Below are 15,914 nucleotides of genomic sequence, written 5' to 3'. Positions count from 1 at the left end.
CCGCTCACCCCGACCGCCCGTCCGTCAGGGCCCGTGAGCGCGGGCGGGTAGTCTCCGCTCGATCCGAGTCGACATCGGGCCAGCTCCCGAACAGCAGGAGGCGCGACCGTGCAGAAGATCCTCATCGCCAACCGCGGCGAGATCGCCGTCCGGGTCATCCGGGCCTGCAAGGACGCCGGGTACACGTCCGTCGCCGTCTACGCCGAGCCCGACCGCGACGCGCTGCACGTCCGTATGGCCGACGAGGCGTACGCGCTCGGCGGCACCACCCCGGGCGACTCGTACCTGGTCATCGACAAGGTCATCGCGGCGTGCAAGCAGTCGGGCGCGGACGCCGTGCACCCCGGCTACGGCTTCCTCTCCGAGAACGCCGACTTCGCCCAGGCGGTGCTCGACGCCGGCCTCACCTGGATCGGCCCGTCGCCCCAGGCCATCCGCGACCTCGGTGACAAGGCCGTGGCCCGGCACATCGCCGAGCGCGCGGGCGCCCCGCTGGTCGCCGGCACCAAGGACCCCGTCAGCGGCGCCGACGAGGTCATCGCCTTCGCCGAGCAGCACGGCCTGCCGATCGCGATCAAGGCGGTCTACGGCGGTGGCGGGCGCGGCATGAAAATCGCCCGCGAGATGGGCGAGGTCGCCGACCTGTACGACAGCGCCGTGCGCGAGGCGATCTCGGCGTTCGGACGCGGCGAGTGCTTCGTCGAGCGCTACCTCGACCGCTCGCGCCACGTCGAGGCACAGGTGCTCGCCGACACCCACGGCAACGTCATCGTCGTCGGCACCCGCGACTGCTCGCTGCAGCGCCGCAACCAGAAGCTGGTCGAGGAGGCGCCCGCGCCGTTCCTGACCGACGAGCAGCGGGCCACCATCCACGCGTCCGCCAAGGCGATCTGCCGCGAGGCCAACTACTACGGCGCCGGCACCGTCGAGTACCTCGTCGGCGCCGACGGCGTCATCAGCTTCCTCGAGGTCAACACCCGCCTGCAGGTCGAGCACCCGGTCACCGAGGAGACCAGCGGCATCGACCTCGTGCGCGAGCAGTTCCGCATCGCCGAGGGCGAGCAGCTGCGCTTCGACGTCGACCCGACCCCGCGCGGGCACGCCTTCGAGTTCCGCATCAACGGCGAGGACCCGGGACGCAACTTCCTGCCGGCCCCGGGCACGGTGACGAACTACCGCGAGCCGTCCGGCCCGGGTGTGCGGGTCGACTCGGGCATCGAGGCGAACTCGGTGATCGGCGGCGCGTTCGACTCGCTGCTCGCCAAGCTCATCGTCTGGGGCGAGACCCGCGAGCAGGCGCTGCAGCGCGCCCGCCGTGCCCTCGACGAGATGGTCGTCGACGGCATGGCCACCCCGCGGCCGTTGCACCGCGCCGCCGTGCGCGACCCCGCGTTCACCGCCGACCCGTTCACCGTCTTCACCCGCTGGATCGAGACCGAGTTCGACAACCAGATCCCGCCGTTCAGCGGCGCTGCCGGTGCGGCGGACGAGGCCGGCGAGCGCGAGACGATCGTGGTCGAGGTCGGCGGCAAGCGGCTCGAGGTCTCGCTGCCCGCGGGCTTCGGTGCCGGTGGCGGCGGCGGGGTCGCGGCCCCGGCGCGCAAGGCGGCGCCGAAGCGGTCGGCCGGCAAGAAGGCCGGCGCCGCGGCGTCCGGTGACTCGTTGACCGCCCCGATGCAGGGCACCATCGTCAAGGTCGCGGTCGCCGAGGGCGACGTCGTCGAGGCCGGCGCGACGATCGTCGTGCTCGAGGCGATGAAGATGGAGCAGCCGCTGACCGCCCACAAGGGCGGCACCGTGACGAACCTGCACGCCGAGGTCGGCGCCGTCGTCACGTCCGGCTCGGTCATCTGCGACCTGAAGGACTGACGAACAGCCCGCTTGTCCCCCGCCCCAGTCGTTTCCCGGCCCGGGAAATGCCTGGGACGGGGGACAAGCGGCCTGTCAGGCGGTCTGGTTGCGGGAGATCAGCCGCTCGATGAGCAGGGCGCGCTTGGCCGCGGTCGCGGCCATCTCGTCGGTACGGCGACGGACGTCGGAGACCGTCGTACCCGGGCTGAAGACCATCGCCCAGCCGCCCTCCTCGAGCACGGGCACCTGCTCGACGATCGCGGTCTGCTCGACGTGGTGGGTGCCGGTGAGCTCGTGGTCGGACGAGACGACGGCGACGAGCACGTGGCCCTCGGCCACGATGTCGGCCGCCGCCACGATGTGATCGGCGTGCCGGGCGAAGACGCCGGCCGCCGTGACGGTGCGCTTGGCGCGGTCGCGCGCCTCGGGTGAGTAATCGCCGTGCGTGGCCACTTGCAGTCCCTCAATCCAGATCGTCGTGCGACATGAGCCGCCGGGCCGCCTCGGCGACCGAGCCCATCAACGAGGGATACACCCCGATTGTTCCGGCCAGGTCGGTGACCGTCAGCCCCTTCTGCACCGCGAGGGTCACCGGGAAGATCAGCTCGGACGCGTCCGGCGCGACGATCACGCCACCGATCACCGCACCCGTGGCCGGGCGGCAGTACAGCTTGATGAAGCCGTCCTGCAGGCCGCGCATCTTCGCGCGGGCGTTCGTCGCCAGCGGCAGCGTGACGGTGCGCGCCGGCACCTCGCCGGACGCGATCGCCTTGTAGCCGATGCCGACCGTCGCGATCTCGGGGTGGGTGAAGATGTTCGCCGCCACCGTCTTGAGCCGCAGCGGCGCCACCGCCTCCCCCATCGCGTGCCAGACGGCGATGCGCCCCTGCATGCCGGCCACCGACGCGAGCAGCAGCGTCCCGGTGCAGTCGCCGGCCGCGTAGATCGACGGCACGTTGGTGCGCGAGACGCGGTCGACGGCGATGTAGCCGTGCTCGTCCAGGGCGACGCCGGCGTGCTCGAGCCCGAGGCCCTCGACGTTCGGCACCGACCCGACGCACATCAGCGCGTGCGACCCCTCGACCGTGCGCCCGTCGAGCAGCTCGACCACCACGCCGTCGCCGACCACCTTCACCGCCGAGGCGCGGGCCTGCTTCACCAGCGTGCCGCCGCGGGTGGTGAAGACCTGCTCGATCACGGCGGCAGCGTCCGGGTCCTCGCCGGGCAGCACGCGGTCGCGCGACGACACCAGCGTCACCGGCACACCGGCCTCGCTGTACCCGGACGCGAACTCGGCGCCCGTGACGCCAGAGCCGATGACGATCAGGTGCGACGGCGCTTGGTCGAGGTCGTAGACGTCGCGCCATGACAGGATCCGCTGCCCGTCGGGTACGGCGTCGGGCAGCACGCGCGGGGTGCCGCCGGTCGCCAGCAGCACGACGTCGGCCTCGACGGTCTCGGTGACGGCGCCGTCGGCCGCGACGACCTCGAGCCGGTGGCCGCGGCCCCCCTGCTGAGCGGCGAAGCGCCCCGAGCCGTGCAGCACGGTGACGCCCTCGGTCAGCAGCCGGGCCCGGATGTCGTCGCTCTGCTGCTGCGCGAGCGCCTTGATGCGGGCGTTCGCCGCCCGCAGGTCGACGTGCACCTCGCCGGTGCCGACGCCGACGCGGGGCGCGTCGCGCAGGGCGGACACCCGGTCGCTGGTCGCGATGAGGGTCTTGCTGGGGACGCAGTCGGTGAGCACGCAGGCGCCGCCGAGGCCATCGCGGTCGATGACGGTGACCTGGGCGCCCAGCTGGGCGGCCACCAGCGCCGACTCGTAGCCCGCTGGTCCGCCGCCGACGATGCAGATGCGCATGGGGACCATTGTCCCCGATTCCCGCAGGTCACCGGCGCCCGCTGCAGTCTCCGTTAGGCTCCGCCTGATGACCAGCGCCGCGAGCAGCCTGTACGCCGCGTACGGCTCGAACATGGATCCCGAGCAGATGCTCGAGCGGTGTCCCCACTCGCCCGCTGCCGGCACCGGCTGGCTGGTCGGCTGGCGGCTCACCTTCGGTGGCGAGGAGCACGGCTGGGACGGCGCGCTGCCGATGGTCGTGCCCGACTCGGCCGGCCAGGTCTTCGTCGCCCTATACGACATCAGCCCGCACGACATGGCCCAGCTCGACTACTGGGAGGGGGCCGACACCGGCCTCTACACCAAGCTGCGCCTGCGGGTCTCGACCCTCGACGGCGACGAGCTGGCCTGGGTGTACGCCCTCAACGGCTATGAAGGCGGGCTGCCGTCGGCCCGGGCGATCGGGATCATCGCCGACGCCGCCCAGGCCGCGGGCGCGCCGGAGGACTACGTCGCGGAGCTCCGGTCGCGTCCCTGTCGCAGCCTGGGGGAATGAGCTCAGGCGTACTTCGACAGCGCGGCGTGCGCCAGCGCGACGGTGTACCGGACGCCGACCGGAAGCGCGGCCTCGTCGATGTCGAACGTGCCCTGGTGCAGGTCGAACGGACGCCGCCCCTGGGCCCGCACCCCGAGCCGGGCCAGCGCGCCGGGCACCGACTCGAGGAACCAGGCGAAGTCCTCGCCGCCCATGCTCTGCTGGGTGTCGACGAGCGCGTCGTCGCCGAGCGCGCCGCGCACGGCCGAGGCCTGGACGGCCACGGCGTCGGCGTCGTTCACCACGGGCGGCACGCCCTGCACGTACTCGATGTCGACGCCCACCCCTGACGGCGCCACGATCTGCTCGACGAGATGACGCACGAGATCGCCGCTGGCCGCCCAGGTCTCGCGGTCGAAGACGCGCAGGGTGCCGCGCATCAGGCCGGTCATCGGGATCGCGTTCGGGGCGTTGCCCGCCTGCGCCGACCCCCACACCATCGACAGCGCGGCGCGCGGGTCGACGCGCCGCGACAGCAGGCCGGGCAGCTCGGTGATGAGCTGGCCCATGGCGTAGACGACGTCCTCGGTGAGATGCGGCCGCGCCGTGTGCCCGCCCGCCCCGTGCAGGCGCAGGTTCACCTGGTCGCACGCCGCGGTGATCGCCCCGACGCGCAGGCCGACCTGCCCGCTGCGGATGCGCGGGTCGCAGTGCAGGGCGAAGATCTGCTGCACGGGCGCGGCGGGGCCATCGCCGTCCTTCTCGCCGAGCGCGCCCGCCCGGATGACGTGCAGCGCGCCGCCGGGGATCGTCTCCTCGCCGGGCTGGAAGATGAGCCGGACGCGGCCACCCGCGGGCGGCGCGGCGGCGAGCTCGCGGCCCGCGGCCAGCAGGATCGCCGTGTGGGCGTCGTGCCCGCAGCCGTGGCAGACGCCGTCGACCGTCGAGCGGTACTCGACCTGCTTCTGGTCGGGGATCGGCAGCGCGTCGATGTCGGCCCGCAGCGCGACGATCGGCCCGTCGCCGGACCCGATGTCGCACACCACCCCGCTGCCCTCGGGCAGCACGATCGGCGCGAGCCCCGCACCTCGCAGCTCGTCGACGATCAACCCGGTCGTCCGGAACTCGGCGAAGGCGAGCTCGGGGTGCGCGTGGATCTCCCGGCGCAGCGCCACGACGTCCCGCATCAGAGTTTCAGTCCCTCGCGCATCTCGGTGAGCAGCAGGTCGACGACCGGCACCAGCTCACCGGCGTTCGCGGCCGCGGCGGCGCGCTGGCGCTGGTAGCTGGCGCCGCGTTGCATCAGCCGCGGGATGAGCAGCAGCTCGTCCTCGCACTGCAGCCGCCGGGCGATGGGCAGCAGGTCGTCGACCAGGTCGTGCACGGCCGCGACCACCGGCTGCACGTGCCCGGTGTTGTCGGTGATGATCTCGGCGTCGAGGCCGTAGCGGGCCGCGCGCCATTTGTTCTCCCGGACGAGCCAGGGCCGCGGCTCGGGCAGCGTGTAGCCCTCGTCGAGCTGGCGGTCGAAGCGCTCGACCAGGCACTGCGCGAGCGCGGCGACGCAGCTGATCTCGTCCAGGGTCGGCAGGCCGTCGCAGATCCGCAGTTCGACGGTGCCGAAGTTCGGGTGCGGCCGGATGTCCCACCAGACCTCGCGGATCGTCTCGATCGCCTTCGACGAGACCAGCGCGTCCATGTACCGCTCGAACGCGTCCCAACCGGACAACTGGTACGGCAGGCCGGCGGTCGGCAGCGCCTCGAAGATCTTGCTGCGGTAGGACGCGAGGCCGGTGTCCGAGCCGATCCAGTACGGCGACGACGCCGAGAGGGCGAGGAAGTGCGGCACGTAGCCCAGCAGGGCGTTCACGATCGGGATCGCCTTCTGCGGCGCCCGCACCCCGCAGTGCACGTGCACGCCGAAGATCTGCAGTTGACGCGCCATCCACTGGTTGCGCTCGAGCAGCGCGTGGTAGCGCGGCAGGTCGGTGATGCGCTGGGTCGACCAGTCGGTGATCGGGTGGGTGCCGCTGCAGATCAGGCCGGCGTTGAGGTCGGCGGCCGCGGCCGACACCTCGGCGACCGTGGCGGCGAGATCGGCGCGCGCCTCGGCGACGGTCTGGCAGATGCCGGTGATGACCTCGACGCACGACTGCAGCAGCTCGTGCTTGGCCTTCGGGTGCTCGCCGTCGCCCTCGGGTGAGATGGCGGCGAGCACGGCGTCGGAGTGCCCGACGAGCTGGCGGGTGTCGAGGTCGACCAGCTCGAGCTCCCACTCGACACCCAGGCTGGTGCGTTGCGAGGGGGTGAACTCGATGTGCACCCCGGCAGCCTATGCCGCGAGGGCCCGGCCGCACCTCATCCGGCGACGAGCGCCCCGAGCGCCGGGATGGTCAGCACGGTGTCGGCGGCCGGGGGCATCGAGAGCAGCTGCCGGTCGAGGCCGGTCAGCTGCAGCATGCGTGCCGTCGGGCCGTGGACGCCGATGAGCACGAGCGTGCCGCGCATGGCGAGCCACTGGTGGTGCGCCTCGACGAGCACGTCGAGCGCCGCACTGTTCAGGAAGGTGATCGCGTAGGTGTCGACGCGGACGACCCGGCGCCGGGCGCCGTGCTGCAGTTCGAGTTCGGCCTTGAGCGCGGCCGCGACCTCGCCGTCGATCTCACCCGAGAGCCACAGCACGGCACGGTTCGCATCGTGCACGTCGCGCACGATGGAGGCTGGTGGTTGGTCACGGACGAAGACGGGAATGCTCTGCACGGCAGCCTGCCGAGGGGTGGGGCGCGAAAGGGCGCCGAGAGCGCCTGTGGTCTCAGGCTGTACCTGCACGTTACCCCCACTGACCTGGAATGCCGAGGGGAATTTGTTCGGGACTCCCCTGTCAAGATCACGTACCCCATGAAAGCGCTACCGTCACGCGATCCTGCGCGCAATCTGTGCAGACCTGTGCAAACGGACGAACGGGGTACATCGGGCGCGGACGCGGGTAGGGTCGCGGTGTCAGCAGCTTGGAGCGCCGGTGTCCACCGGACGCCACGCCGCGTCCGGGAGTTCGGTCCGGGCGTCCCTGCTGGTCGGCCAAATCACGAGCCGCACATCCGCCGGGTGGCCACCGACTGTGTTCGCTGGAGCAAGAGACCCTTGACGACCGACGCCCACGACCGCGCGTACGGCATGAGCCTGCTGCGCGAGTTCCACTCCCTCCCGCCGGACGACCGCCGGCGCGCCACCCTGCGCGAACAGTGCGTCCATGAGTACCTGCCGCTGGTGCACTACCTGGCCCGCCGGATGGCCCAGCGCAGCGAGGTGCTGCCCGATCTCGTCCAGGTCGGCTCGATCGGCCTGCTGAACGCGATCGACCGCTTCGACCCCGGCCGCGGTGTCGAGTTCGCGACGTTCGCCGTGCCGACGATCAGCGGCGAGATCCGGCGCTACTTCCGCGACACCGGCTGGTGCCTGCACGTGCCGCGGCGCGCGCAGGAGCTGCAGACCGCGATCCGTGAGGCCGAGGCCGCCCTGTCCCAGGAGCTCGGGCGGTCGCCGACCCTCGCCGAGGTCGCCGAGCGCGTCGATGTCGAGCCCGAGCGCGTGCTCGAGGCCAAGGAGGTCGCGCTCGCCCGCAACCCCGTCTCGACCGACGCCCCGACCAGCGACGGCGAGACGCCCGAGCCGATGCCGCTGGTGGCCTTCGAGGACGGCTTCGAGCAGGCCGAGGTGCGCGCCCTGCTGCGTCCCGCGCTCGAGAAGCTGCCCGGACGCGAGCGCGAGATCCTGATGCTGCGGTTCATGGGCGAGCGCACCCAGGCCGAGATCGCCCGCATCGTCGGCGTCTCGCAGATGCAGGTGTCCCGGCTCATCACCCGCTCGCTCGGCGAACTGCGCGCCGCACTCGGCGAGGACGCACTGCGCGAGCCGCCGCTCATCAGCGCCTGACGGTTCGCCGCCGAGCACGCTGGGTAACCCCTTCTCCGACGATCTTGACCGGACGTCCACGACGGAAGGGGACGGCATGACCGACATCCATGCTCCAGGGTTATCCGGTTCCGACCGGCGGGGCGCCACGAGCGCATCCGGCTCGGAGCCGAGCCTCAACCAGCTGGTGGGGCAGTTCTCGCAGCAGGTGACCACCCTGTTCCGGGACGAGCTCAAGCTGGCCCAGCTCGAGATGACCGGCAAGGCCAAGCGCGCCGGCATCGGGGCCGGTGCCCTCGGCACGGCCGCGGTGCTGGCGCTGTACGGCGGCGGCTGCCTGGTGGCGTGCGTGATCCTCGCGCTCGTCGGGCCGCTCGGCACCTGGGGTGCCGCGCTGGTGGTCGGCGGCGTGCTCGTCGTGGTCGCCGGCCTCGCCGCGCTGGTCGGGCTGCTGCAGATCAAGAAGGCGACGCCGCCCGCACCGACCGAGACGATCGCGAGCGTCAAGCTCGACGTGAACGCCATCAAGCCGGGTGGTCACGCATGAGCGACGCGGACCAGCCCCGGACGATGGGCGAGCGGCACCCGATCGACATCACGCCGGACGACCCGGAGCAGCTGCGCGCGCAGATCGAGCAGACCCGCGAGGAGCTCGCCCAGACCGTCGAGGCGATCGCCGAGAAGGTGAACGTCAAGAAGCAGGCCGGCCTCAAGGTCGACGAGGTGAAGACCCGCGTCGGCGAGGCGGCGACCCACGCCGTGCAGGCGGCACCGCCACCGGTGCAGCACGCGCTCGACACCGCGATCACCCGCGCGACCCCGCTGGCCCGGCAGGCCAAGCCGTACCGCAAGGAGATCCTCGCCGGTGTCGGCGCGGCCCTGTTCGTGCTGCTGGTGCTGCGTCGCCGAGGCGACTGATGAAGGCGCTGTACAAGCCGTTCGGGCTGCTCGCGAGCGTGCTCGGCGGCCTGCTCGCGAGCGCACTGTTCGGACGCCTGTGGAAGGCGATCACCGGCGACGACGAGAAGCCCAAGCCCACCGATCACGACCGCAGCTGGGGCGAAGTGCTGACCGCCGCCGCACTGCAGGGCGCTGTCTACGGCGGCGTGAAGGCCTTGCTCGACCGAGCCGGCGCAGCGGGCTTCGCCCGTGCCACCGGCGCATGGCCCGGTGAAGAGACGACCGGCACCACCTCGCAGGAGACGACATGAGCCTCTTGAACCGCTTCAAGCACCACCACACGGACGACGAGTCACAGCAGCGTCCGACGACCGGGTCGGCGTCCCCGTCGTCGGCGACGGGGACGGCGCCGGCCTCACGGCCGGCGCACGCATCCACGTCCACGCCCCGTCCACTCCCCGCGAGCGGCACCGGCGCGGGCGAGGACGTCGACGCCCCGACCGATCTGCCGAAGAGCTCGTGGCTCACCATCGCCAAGCGGGCGGCGAAGCAGGTCGGGCCGGACGAGCTCACCGACCGCGCCGCCGCGCTCACCTACTACGGCGTGCAGGCGATCTTCCCCGGCATCCTGGTGCTGGTCTCGGTCATCGGCCTGCTCGGCAGGTCGACGGCGAACTCGCTGGTCGACAACCTCAAGGGCATCGCACCCGGCGGCGTCACCGACTTCCTGCAGACGGTGATCACCAACGCGCAGAGCCAGAAGACCGCGGCCGGCATCCTCGGCATCGTCGGCATCCTGCTCGCGCTCTGGTCGGCGTCGGGCTACATCGCGGGCTTCATGCGCGCCGCGAACCACGTGTACGGCATCCCCGAGGGCCGGCCGATCTGGAAGACCGCGCCGGTGCGCCTCGGCGTCACGCTGTTCACCGTCGTCTGCATGGTGCTCGGCCTGATCATCGTCGTCGCGACGGGCTCGCTGGCCGACAAGATCGGATCGGCGCTGGGCATCGGCTCGACCGCGGTGACGGTGTGGGAGATCGCGAAGTGGCCGGTACTGCTGATCCTCTTCGCGCTCATGCTCGCGGTGCTCTACTGGGCCACGCCGAACGTGCGCCAGGGCGGGTTCAAGTGGGTCTCCCCCGGCGCTGCCCTGGCGGTCGTGGTGTGGCTCGTCGCGTCCGGCCTGTTCGCGCTGTACGTCAGCAACTTCGGCTCGTACAACAAGACCTACGGCTCGCTCGCCACGGTGATCATCTTCCTGGTGTGGCTGTGGATCTCGAACCTCGCCATCCTCATCGGCGTCGAGATGGACGCCGAGATCGAGCGCGAGCGGGCGCTGCGCGAGGGTGTGCCGGCCGACGAGGAGATGTACGCCGTGCCGCGCGACACCCGCAAGATGGACGATGCGCAGACGGCCACCGCCGAGCGGGTCGAGCAGATCCGCGCCGAGCACTCGGACAGTTCGCCGGCCAACCGCTGAGGCGCCTTCCTCCGGATCTTGATGCCGTCACCGGGCCCTGGCTCGGTGACGGCATCTCGGTCTGTGCAAGGCATCATCGAGGCATGCGCGAGGTCGGCACCCGGGACGGCACGATCAGGCTCGGCCAGTTCCTGAAGCTCGCCGACCTGATCGACGCCGGTGCGGACGCGAAGCAGCTGCTCGCCGAGCACGACGTGCGGGTCAACGGCGAGTCCGAGACGCGCCGTGGGCGCCAGCTGGTCCGCGGCGACGTCGTGAGCGTCGACGGCCGAGCCGTCCGCGTCGGCTGAGTCCGCGACCGTCAGGGCTCGAGCAGCTCGAGGTCGTCGAGCAGGCTCGGATGCGTGGGGTGCCACCCGAGCGCCGCGCGGGTGTGCGCGCTCGACGCCGGCTGGTCCATCGCGAAGATCGGGCCGAACGGGCCGAACGTCTCGTCCGGCACCGACTGCACCGGCAGGCCGAGCCGCCGCCCGACGACCGCCGCGATGTCGCGCCGAAGCCGCCGAGCCCGTGCTCGTGCACGGTGCGCGGCATGCGCAGGGCCGCGGTGCGCACCCGTGCTCGGCGAGCGCCAGCGATGGGGCCGGGCAACCGCGGACTCGGGCCGCGCATCAAGGCCGCCATCACCGGCAGCAGCGAACTGCAGGAGCGCGACGCGCTGAAGAGCGTCGGGCTCGTGGCCGCGATGAGCGAGGCGCTGGTGGCGCGCGGGTCGACGTCGCCGCAGCACACGTCGCGGCCGAGCTCGGACTGCTGGCCTTCAAGCTCGGTTTCGCCCGCTGGACGGAGGGTGACCGCTCCGACCGCACCACGCTCGCCGAGCATGCGGCAGCCACGCTCGCTCGGCGAGCTCCGGCCGGCGACGGCCGCACTGCGCTGAATGCGTCCCGCGAACATTCGTTCCGGGCGAGAAAAGCCATATTGCATATGGGTTTTCCCTTGCAAGCATACCTCTGTTCGGATAGAATCGAACAATGAGCGAGGTGCTGGACGAACAGACGATCAGCGTCCTCACGCCTGACCTCGACACGATGCACGCGGCCATCGACACGATGCTCACGAGATCCCTCGATCCGGACGACGACGACGCGGTGTTGGCAGCGATCATCGAGACCGAGCGCGTACGGCGCCGGCTCGCCGCCCTCGATGCTCGACTGATCACGCATCTCGAGCGGCGCGGCGTCGCGCACGCCAAGGGGCACCGCAGCACGGCGACCCTCCTCGTCTCGGCGCTCCGGGTCTCGGGTGCGGAAGCGACATCCCGAGTACGCCTGGCCGGCGAGGTCTCCCCTCGCTTGTCGTTGCTCGGCGAGGTGTTGCCACCGCACTTCCCAGAGGTCGCCGCCGCGCAGGAATCAGGCGTCATCTCGTCCGATCACGCCCGCATCGTCACCAGCACGATCAACCAACTACCCGGGCACGTGAGTGCGGACGAGGTCGAGGGGATCGAGGACGCCCTGCTCACGCTCGCGCGTCTGCGTGGGCCGGAGATCGTCGGCAAGGATGCGCGACGGGCACTGGTCCTCGCCGAGGTCGAGGCAGCGCCGCCGGAAGCGGACGAACGTCGTCGCGAACGGCGCGGCCTGACGCTGCACCCACGTCCGGACGGCTCGGCACGACTCAGCGGCGAGTTGACGGCGGAGCTCGCCGAGACCCTGCAGACCATCCTCGACCCGCTCGCCGCGCCCAAGCCGATGGCCGACGGCGTGCGCGACCCACGCACCGCGGCCCAGCGCCACCACGATGGTCTGCTGGACGCGTTGCAACGTTTGTTGCGGTGCGGCGACGTGCCCGACAGCGGCGGCGTCACCACCACGGTCACGATCATCATCGACCACGACGCCTGGATCTCGGGCTGTGGCATGGCCACCACCGGCCACGGCGGCATCATCCCTGCGAGCGAGGCGATCCGCTGGGCCGGCGGCGACGCCCGCGTCGTCCTGGTGGCGCTGGAGAAGATGGGCGCCGTCACCGCGCTCAGCGGCGAGCAGCGGTTGTTCACCCCGCAGCAGCGGCGGGCGATGACGGCGAGGGATCGCGGTTGCACCTTCCCCGGGTGCACGGCACCACCGGGTTGGTGCGAGGCCCACCACGTCACCGACTACGCAGTCACCCGCCGCACCTCGATCGACGACGGTGCCCTCGCCTGCGGCTACCACCACCGCGAGGCCTTCAGACAGGGCTGGACGACCACGATGATCGGCGGCCGACCATATTGGGTGCCGCCCCGCTGGATCGACCCGACGCAGACCCCGGTCCGCAACACCGTCCACGACCTCGACTGAGGTGCGCTCGAACGACGAACTTCTCGTTCCCGCGTCGGCTGCTGCGGTGATGCACCACATTCGGATTCCGCGTGCCCGTCCTCGGGAATGACCTTCGTCAGTCGAGACGAAGGAGTAGACGGTGGCGCAGGAACTGAACGGCAAGAAGATCGCCTTCCTCGTGGCGAACGAGGGTGTCGAGCAGGTCGAACTCACCAGCCCGTGGCAGGCGATCGAGGCCGCCGGTGGCACGCCGGTGCTCATCGCGCCCGAGCAGGGCACGGTGCAGGCCTTCGAGCACCTCGACAAGGGCGCCACCTTCGACGCCACGGTGACGACCGCCGACGCCGACCCGGGCGAGTACGACGGTGTGGTGCTGCCAGGCGGGGTGGCGAACCCGGACTTCCTGCGCACCGACGACGCTGCGGTGAACTTCGTGAAGCAGGTCGCCGGCGCGGGCAAGCCGATCGCGGCGATCTGCCATGGCCCGTGGACGCTCGTCGAGGCCGGCGTCGTCCAGGGCAAGCGGCTCACCAGCTGGCCGAGCCTGCAGACCGACATCCGCAACGCCGGTGGCGACTGGACCGACGAGCAGGTCGTGCAGGACGACAGCAACGGCTTCACCCTCGTCACCAGCCGCAAGCCCGACGACCTCGACGCGTTCGACGAGGCGATCGTCGCGGCCTTCGCGTGAATCGAGCCGTGATCCGACCATGACCGCCGCTGTCCTGCGCGCGCTGCTCTCGGACAACGAGGCGTGCGCCAAGGCCGCCGGCCTGCATTACGTCGACCGCACCGTCGTGCCGGGGTACGCCCGGCTGCGGTGCGGTCGCGGGTTCCGCTACCTCGACGAGCACGGCCGCAAGGTCGACGCCGAGACGAAGTCGCGGATCGTGGCCCTGGCCATCCCTCCGGCCTGGCGCGACGTCTGGGTGTGCACCGACAACGACGCGCACCTGCTCGCGACCGGTGTCGACGACCGGGGACGACGGCAGTACCTCTACCACGAGAAGTGGCGCGGCTTCCGCGACCTGGTCAACTTCTACCGGCTCACCGAGGTCGGCCGGCAACTGCCAGGAATCCGCGACGAGGTCGACCGTCAGCTGCGCCGCCGCACCCTCGACCGCGAGCGGATGCTCGCCGCGATGCTGCGCATGATCGACCTCACCGGCATCCGCGTCGGCAACGAGACCTACGCCGACGAGAACGACACGATCGGGCTCTGCACACTGCAGAAGAAGCATGTCACCCTCGAGGGCCGGACGATGCGGCTGAGCTTCCCGGCGAAGTCGGGCAAGCAGGCCGACCTCGTGGTGGGCGACCCCGCGGTCGTCCGGGTCGTCGAGCAGCTGATGCAGCGACGCGGGCGGCGGCTGTTCACCCTGGACAACAAGGCGGTGACGGCCGAGGAGATCAACGAGAAGCTGCACGCCCTCACCGACTTCAGCATGACCGCCAAGGACTTCCGCACGTGGCTCGGCACGGTCACCGCCTTCACCGTACTGCGGCACGCGCTCGACGCCGAAGACCGCGAGAAGCGGGTCGTGGAGGCGGTCGACGCGGCGGCTGCCACGCTGAGCAACACCCGTGCCGTCGCCCGTGCCCACTACGTGCACCCCCACGTGCTCGACACCTATCTCGACGGCACCATGGCCGACTACCTCGAGCGGGTCGAGCCGGTCGAGGCGCCGGAGTTGCAGCTCAACGAGCAGGAGCTGCTCGGCTACCTCGACCTGCTGCTCGCCGAGCACGGGAAGGTGCTGCCCGTCCCTGCCGCCTGAGGCGTTTTCCCCCCGGCCGATCCGGGAACGCGATCGTCATGAGCGACCTGCACATCCCCGACGCGATCAACGCGCTGTACAGCCATCCCGGCCCGTTCGCCACGATCTACCTGGACGCCACCCGCGCCACCGAGTCCGGAGCGCACGAGGTGCAGCTGCGGGTCGATGCCCTGGCCGCGTCCCTGCGGGGCGCAGGTGCGGACGAGAAGACCGTGGACGCGCTGGTCGACGCCGTCACCACCGCCGATCGCGCACCGGGCTCGCACGGCGCGGTGCTGGTCGCCGCGGACGGTGAGGTGCTGCTCGACCGCGCGCTGCCGAACCCGCCGGCGCGCGCGCTCGCCGACCTCTCCCCCGTGCCGCATCTGCTGCCGCTGCTCGCCCAGTCGGCGCCGCGCGTGGCACACGTGATCGTGTTGGCCGACCGCACCGGTGCCGACGTCGTCACCGTGTCGGCCGACGCCGCTGCGTCCGGTGCCGTGCCCCCGCCGCAGGACGTCGAGGGCTCGCACCAGCGGCCGATCCACCAGACCGGACGCGACGTGTGGGACGAGCGGCACCACCAGAACCGGGTCGACAACACCTGGGCGGGGAACGCCCAGGAGGTCGCGTCCTACGTCGAGCGGCAGGTCAAGGCGGTCAGTGCCGAACTGGTCATCTACGGCGGCGATCCGCACGCGGTCGGTATCCTCAAGCAGGCGTTGCCCGAGGTGCTGGGCCAGGGCATCGAGATCGCCGAGGTCGAGAACGCCAGCCGCGCCGCGGGCGGCAACGAGATCCCGCGCTCGGTGCACGACGCCGTGCTGGCCCACCAGTGGCGCGCACGCCGCGGTGTGCTCGAGCACCTGCAGCAGAACCTCGGACGCGAGAAGTGGGCCGTCGCGGGGGTGCAGGCCGTCGTCGAGGCGCTGCGGCAGGCGCAGGTCGACACACTCGTCATCTCCGACGACCCGTCGTCGACGTTGCGCGCGTGGGTCGGCCCGGCGGCGCTCGACATCGCCCTGTCGCGCGAGGACCTCGTCGCAACAGGTGTTGAGTTGCCGCAGCAGGTACGTCTCGATGCCGCGCTCGTCCGCGCCGTCGCCGGCACCAACGCGCAGCTGCTCATCACCCCGAACGGTCACGACTACCTGCCCGAGGGCATCGGCGCCCTGCTGCGCTACTGACCGACCGCGAAACCCCCTGTCCTGGGGGGGGGTGGGGGGGGGGGCGCGGCCCCCCCCCGGCGGGGGGGGGGGGGGGGGGGGGGGGGCCCGGGCGGCGCGCCCCGCCGGGGGGCGGGGGGGTCGCGGGGGGGGGGGGGGGGGGGGGGGGGGGGGGGGGGGGGGGGGGGGGGGGGGGGGGGGGGGGGGGG

Annotated in this window: 18 protein-coding genes and 1 pseudogene; 13 read left to right on the top strand and 6 right to left on the bottom strand. The window is 71.8% G+C overall.

The features are described from left to right. Positions 1–108 precede the first annotated feature (108 nt). A complete protein-coding gene (locus ACTHMS_RS10950) occupies positions 109–1,869 on the top strand; it encodes an acetyl/propionyl/methylcrotonyl-CoA carboxylase subunit alpha (RefSeq protein ID WP_440306693.1) in 1,761 nt (586 codons plus the stop codon). 75 nt (positions 1,870–1,944) lie between these two features. Here ACTHMS_RS10950 and ACTHMS_RS10945 read toward each other — a convergent pair whose 3' ends face one another. Together ACTHMS_RS10945 and ACTHMS_RS10940 are read right to left on the bottom strand one after the other, a co-directional pair. Next, entirely contained in the window at positions 1,945–2,304 is a 360-nt protein-coding gene (locus ACTHMS_RS10945) for a hypothetical protein (protein WP_440306692.1), read from the bottom strand. Between the two features lie 10 nt (positions 2,305–2,314). Next, on the bottom strand, positions 2,315–3,709 hold the full coding sequence (locus ACTHMS_RS10940) for an NAD(P)H-quinone dehydrogenase (protein ID WP_440306691.1): 1,395 nt from the start codon (positions 3,707–3,709) through the stop codon (positions 2,315–2,317). 67 nt (positions 3,710–3,776) lie between these two features. Here ACTHMS_RS10940 and ACTHMS_RS10935 point away from each other — a divergent pair, with 67 nt between their 5' ends. Continuing rightward, positions 3,777–4,244, top strand: coding sequence for a gamma-glutamylcyclotransferase family protein (locus ACTHMS_RS10935; RefSeq protein WP_440306690.1), 468 nt, complete (start codon positions 3,777–3,779; stop codon positions 4,242–4,244). A 2-nt stretch (positions 4,245–4,246) separates the two neighbouring features. Here ACTHMS_RS10935 and ACTHMS_RS10930 read toward each other — a convergent pair whose 3' ends face one another. From ACTHMS_RS10930 to ACTHMS_RS10920, 3 genes are read right to left on the bottom strand one after another with little or no spacing between them, the layout of a single operon-like run. Further along, entirely contained in the window at positions 4,247–5,410 is a 1,164-nt protein-coding gene (locus tag ACTHMS_RS10930) for an amidohydrolase (RefSeq protein ID WP_440306689.1), read from the bottom strand. Further along, positions 5,410–6,546: a glutamate--cysteine ligase gene (locus ACTHMS_RS10925; RefSeq protein WP_440306688.1), complete on the bottom strand. Its 1,137-nt coding sequence runs from the start codon at positions 6,544–6,546 to the stop codon at positions 5,410–5,412. Before ACTHMS_RS10925 ends, ACTHMS_RS10930 begins: the two co-directional genes overlap by 1 nt. A 35-nt stretch (positions 6,547–6,581) precedes the next feature. After that, the gene (locus ACTHMS_RS10920) at positions 6,582–6,983 is read right to left on the bottom strand and encodes an STAS domain-containing protein (protein ID WP_440306687.1); all 402 of its coding nucleotides are present in this window, start codon (positions 6,981–6,983) and stop codon (positions 6,582–6,584) included. A 381-nt stretch (positions 6,984–7,364) separates the two neighbouring features. Between ACTHMS_RS10920 and ACTHMS_RS10915 the strand changes: the two genes are divergently transcribed. The 6 genes from ACTHMS_RS10915 (at position 7,365) to ACTHMS_RS10890 (ending at position 10,805) form a co-directional block, all read left to right on the top strand. Then, positions 7,365–8,156 carry a SigB/SigF/SigG family RNA polymerase sigma factor gene (locus ACTHMS_RS10915; protein ID WP_440306686.1) on the top strand — a complete coding sequence of 264 codons (792 nt, stop codon included), beginning with the start codon at positions 7,365–7,367 and terminating at the stop codon, positions 8,154–8,156. 76 nt (positions 8,157–8,232) lie between these two features. After that, positions 8,233–8,682, top strand: a complete 450-nt coding sequence (locus ACTHMS_RS10910) for a phage holin family protein (protein WP_440306685.1) — start codon at positions 8,233–8,235, stop codon at positions 8,680–8,682. Then, complete coding sequence (locus ACTHMS_RS10905; protein ID WP_440306684.1) at positions 8,679–9,053, top strand: DUF3618 domain-containing protein; 375 nt, start codon at positions 8,679–8,681, stop codon at positions 9,051–9,053. The genes ACTHMS_RS10910 and ACTHMS_RS10905 overlap by 4 nt, the downstream gene beginning before the upstream one ends. Beyond that, positions 9,053–9,346 (top strand): DUF4235 domain-containing protein, encoded by a 294-nt coding sequence (locus ACTHMS_RS10900; RefSeq protein WP_440306683.1) that lies wholly within the window; start codon positions 9,053–9,055, stop codon positions 9,344–9,346. Before ACTHMS_RS10905 ends, ACTHMS_RS10900 begins: the two co-directional genes overlap by 1 nt. Continuing rightward, on the top strand, positions 9,343–10,515 hold the full coding sequence (locus ACTHMS_RS10895; RefSeq protein WP_440306682.1) for a YihY/virulence factor BrkB family protein: 1,173 nt from the start codon (positions 9,343–9,345) through the stop codon (positions 10,513–10,515). Before ACTHMS_RS10900 ends, ACTHMS_RS10895 begins: the two co-directional genes overlap by 4 nt. An 83-nt stretch (positions 10,516–10,598) precedes the next feature. Next, positions 10,599–10,805 (top strand): RNA-binding S4 domain-containing protein, encoded by a 207-nt coding sequence (locus ACTHMS_RS10890; protein WP_440306681.1) that lies wholly within the window; start codon positions 10,599–10,601, stop codon positions 10,803–10,805. 11 nt (positions 10,806–10,816) lie between these two features. Here the strand turns inward: ACTHMS_RS10890 and ACTHMS_RS10885 are convergent. Beyond that, positions 10,817–11,011 (bottom strand): annotated as a pseudogene (locus ACTHMS_RS10885) (3-beta hydroxysteroid dehydrogenase); the annotation flags it as partial. A gap of 36 nt (positions 11,012–11,047) precedes the next feature. On the opposite strand from ACTHMS_RS10885, the gene ACTHMS_RS10880 reads away from it, so the two are divergent. The 5 genes from ACTHMS_RS10880 to ACTHMS_RS10860 all read left to right on the top strand — a co-directional run bounded on the left by ACTHMS_RS10880 (position 11,048) and on the right by ACTHMS_RS10860 (position 15,726). Continuing rightward, on the top strand, positions 11,048–11,395 hold the full coding sequence (locus ACTHMS_RS10880) for a hypothetical protein (protein WP_440306694.1): 348 nt from the start codon (positions 11,048–11,050) through the stop codon (positions 11,393–11,395). A 94-nt stretch (positions 11,396–11,489) separates the two neighbouring features. Beyond that, on the top strand, positions 11,490–12,800 hold the full coding sequence (locus ACTHMS_RS10875; RefSeq protein WP_440306680.1) for a DUF222 domain-containing protein: 1,311 nt from the start codon (positions 11,490–11,492) through the stop codon (positions 12,798–12,800). 121 nt (positions 12,801–12,921) lie between these two features. Further along, a complete protein-coding gene (locus tag ACTHMS_RS10870; protein WP_440306679.1) occupies positions 12,922–13,473 on the top strand; it encodes a type 1 glutamine amidotransferase domain-containing protein in 552 nt (183 codons plus the stop codon). Between the two features lie 19 nt (positions 13,474–13,492). Then, complete coding sequence (locus tag ACTHMS_RS10865; RefSeq protein WP_440306678.1) at positions 13,493–14,560, top strand: DNA topoisomerase IB; 1,068 nt, start codon at positions 13,493–13,495, stop codon at positions 14,558–14,560. Positions 14,561–14,598: 38 nt separating this feature from the next. Then, complete coding sequence (locus ACTHMS_RS10860) at positions 14,599–15,726, top strand: baeRF2 domain-containing protein (protein ID WP_440306677.1); 1,128 nt, start codon at positions 14,599–14,601, stop codon at positions 15,724–15,726. The last annotated feature ends 188 nt before the right edge of the window (positions 15,727–15,914 follow it).

The organism is Jatrophihabitans sp., assembly GCF_051960575.1.
Taxonomy (GTDB): domain Bacteria; phylum Actinomycetota; class Actinomycetes; order Mycobacteriales; family Jatrophihabitantaceae; genus JBQCEE01.
Note: the sequence above shows the minus strand (reverse complement) of the source record. Positions and strands in the feature narration are given on the sequence as shown.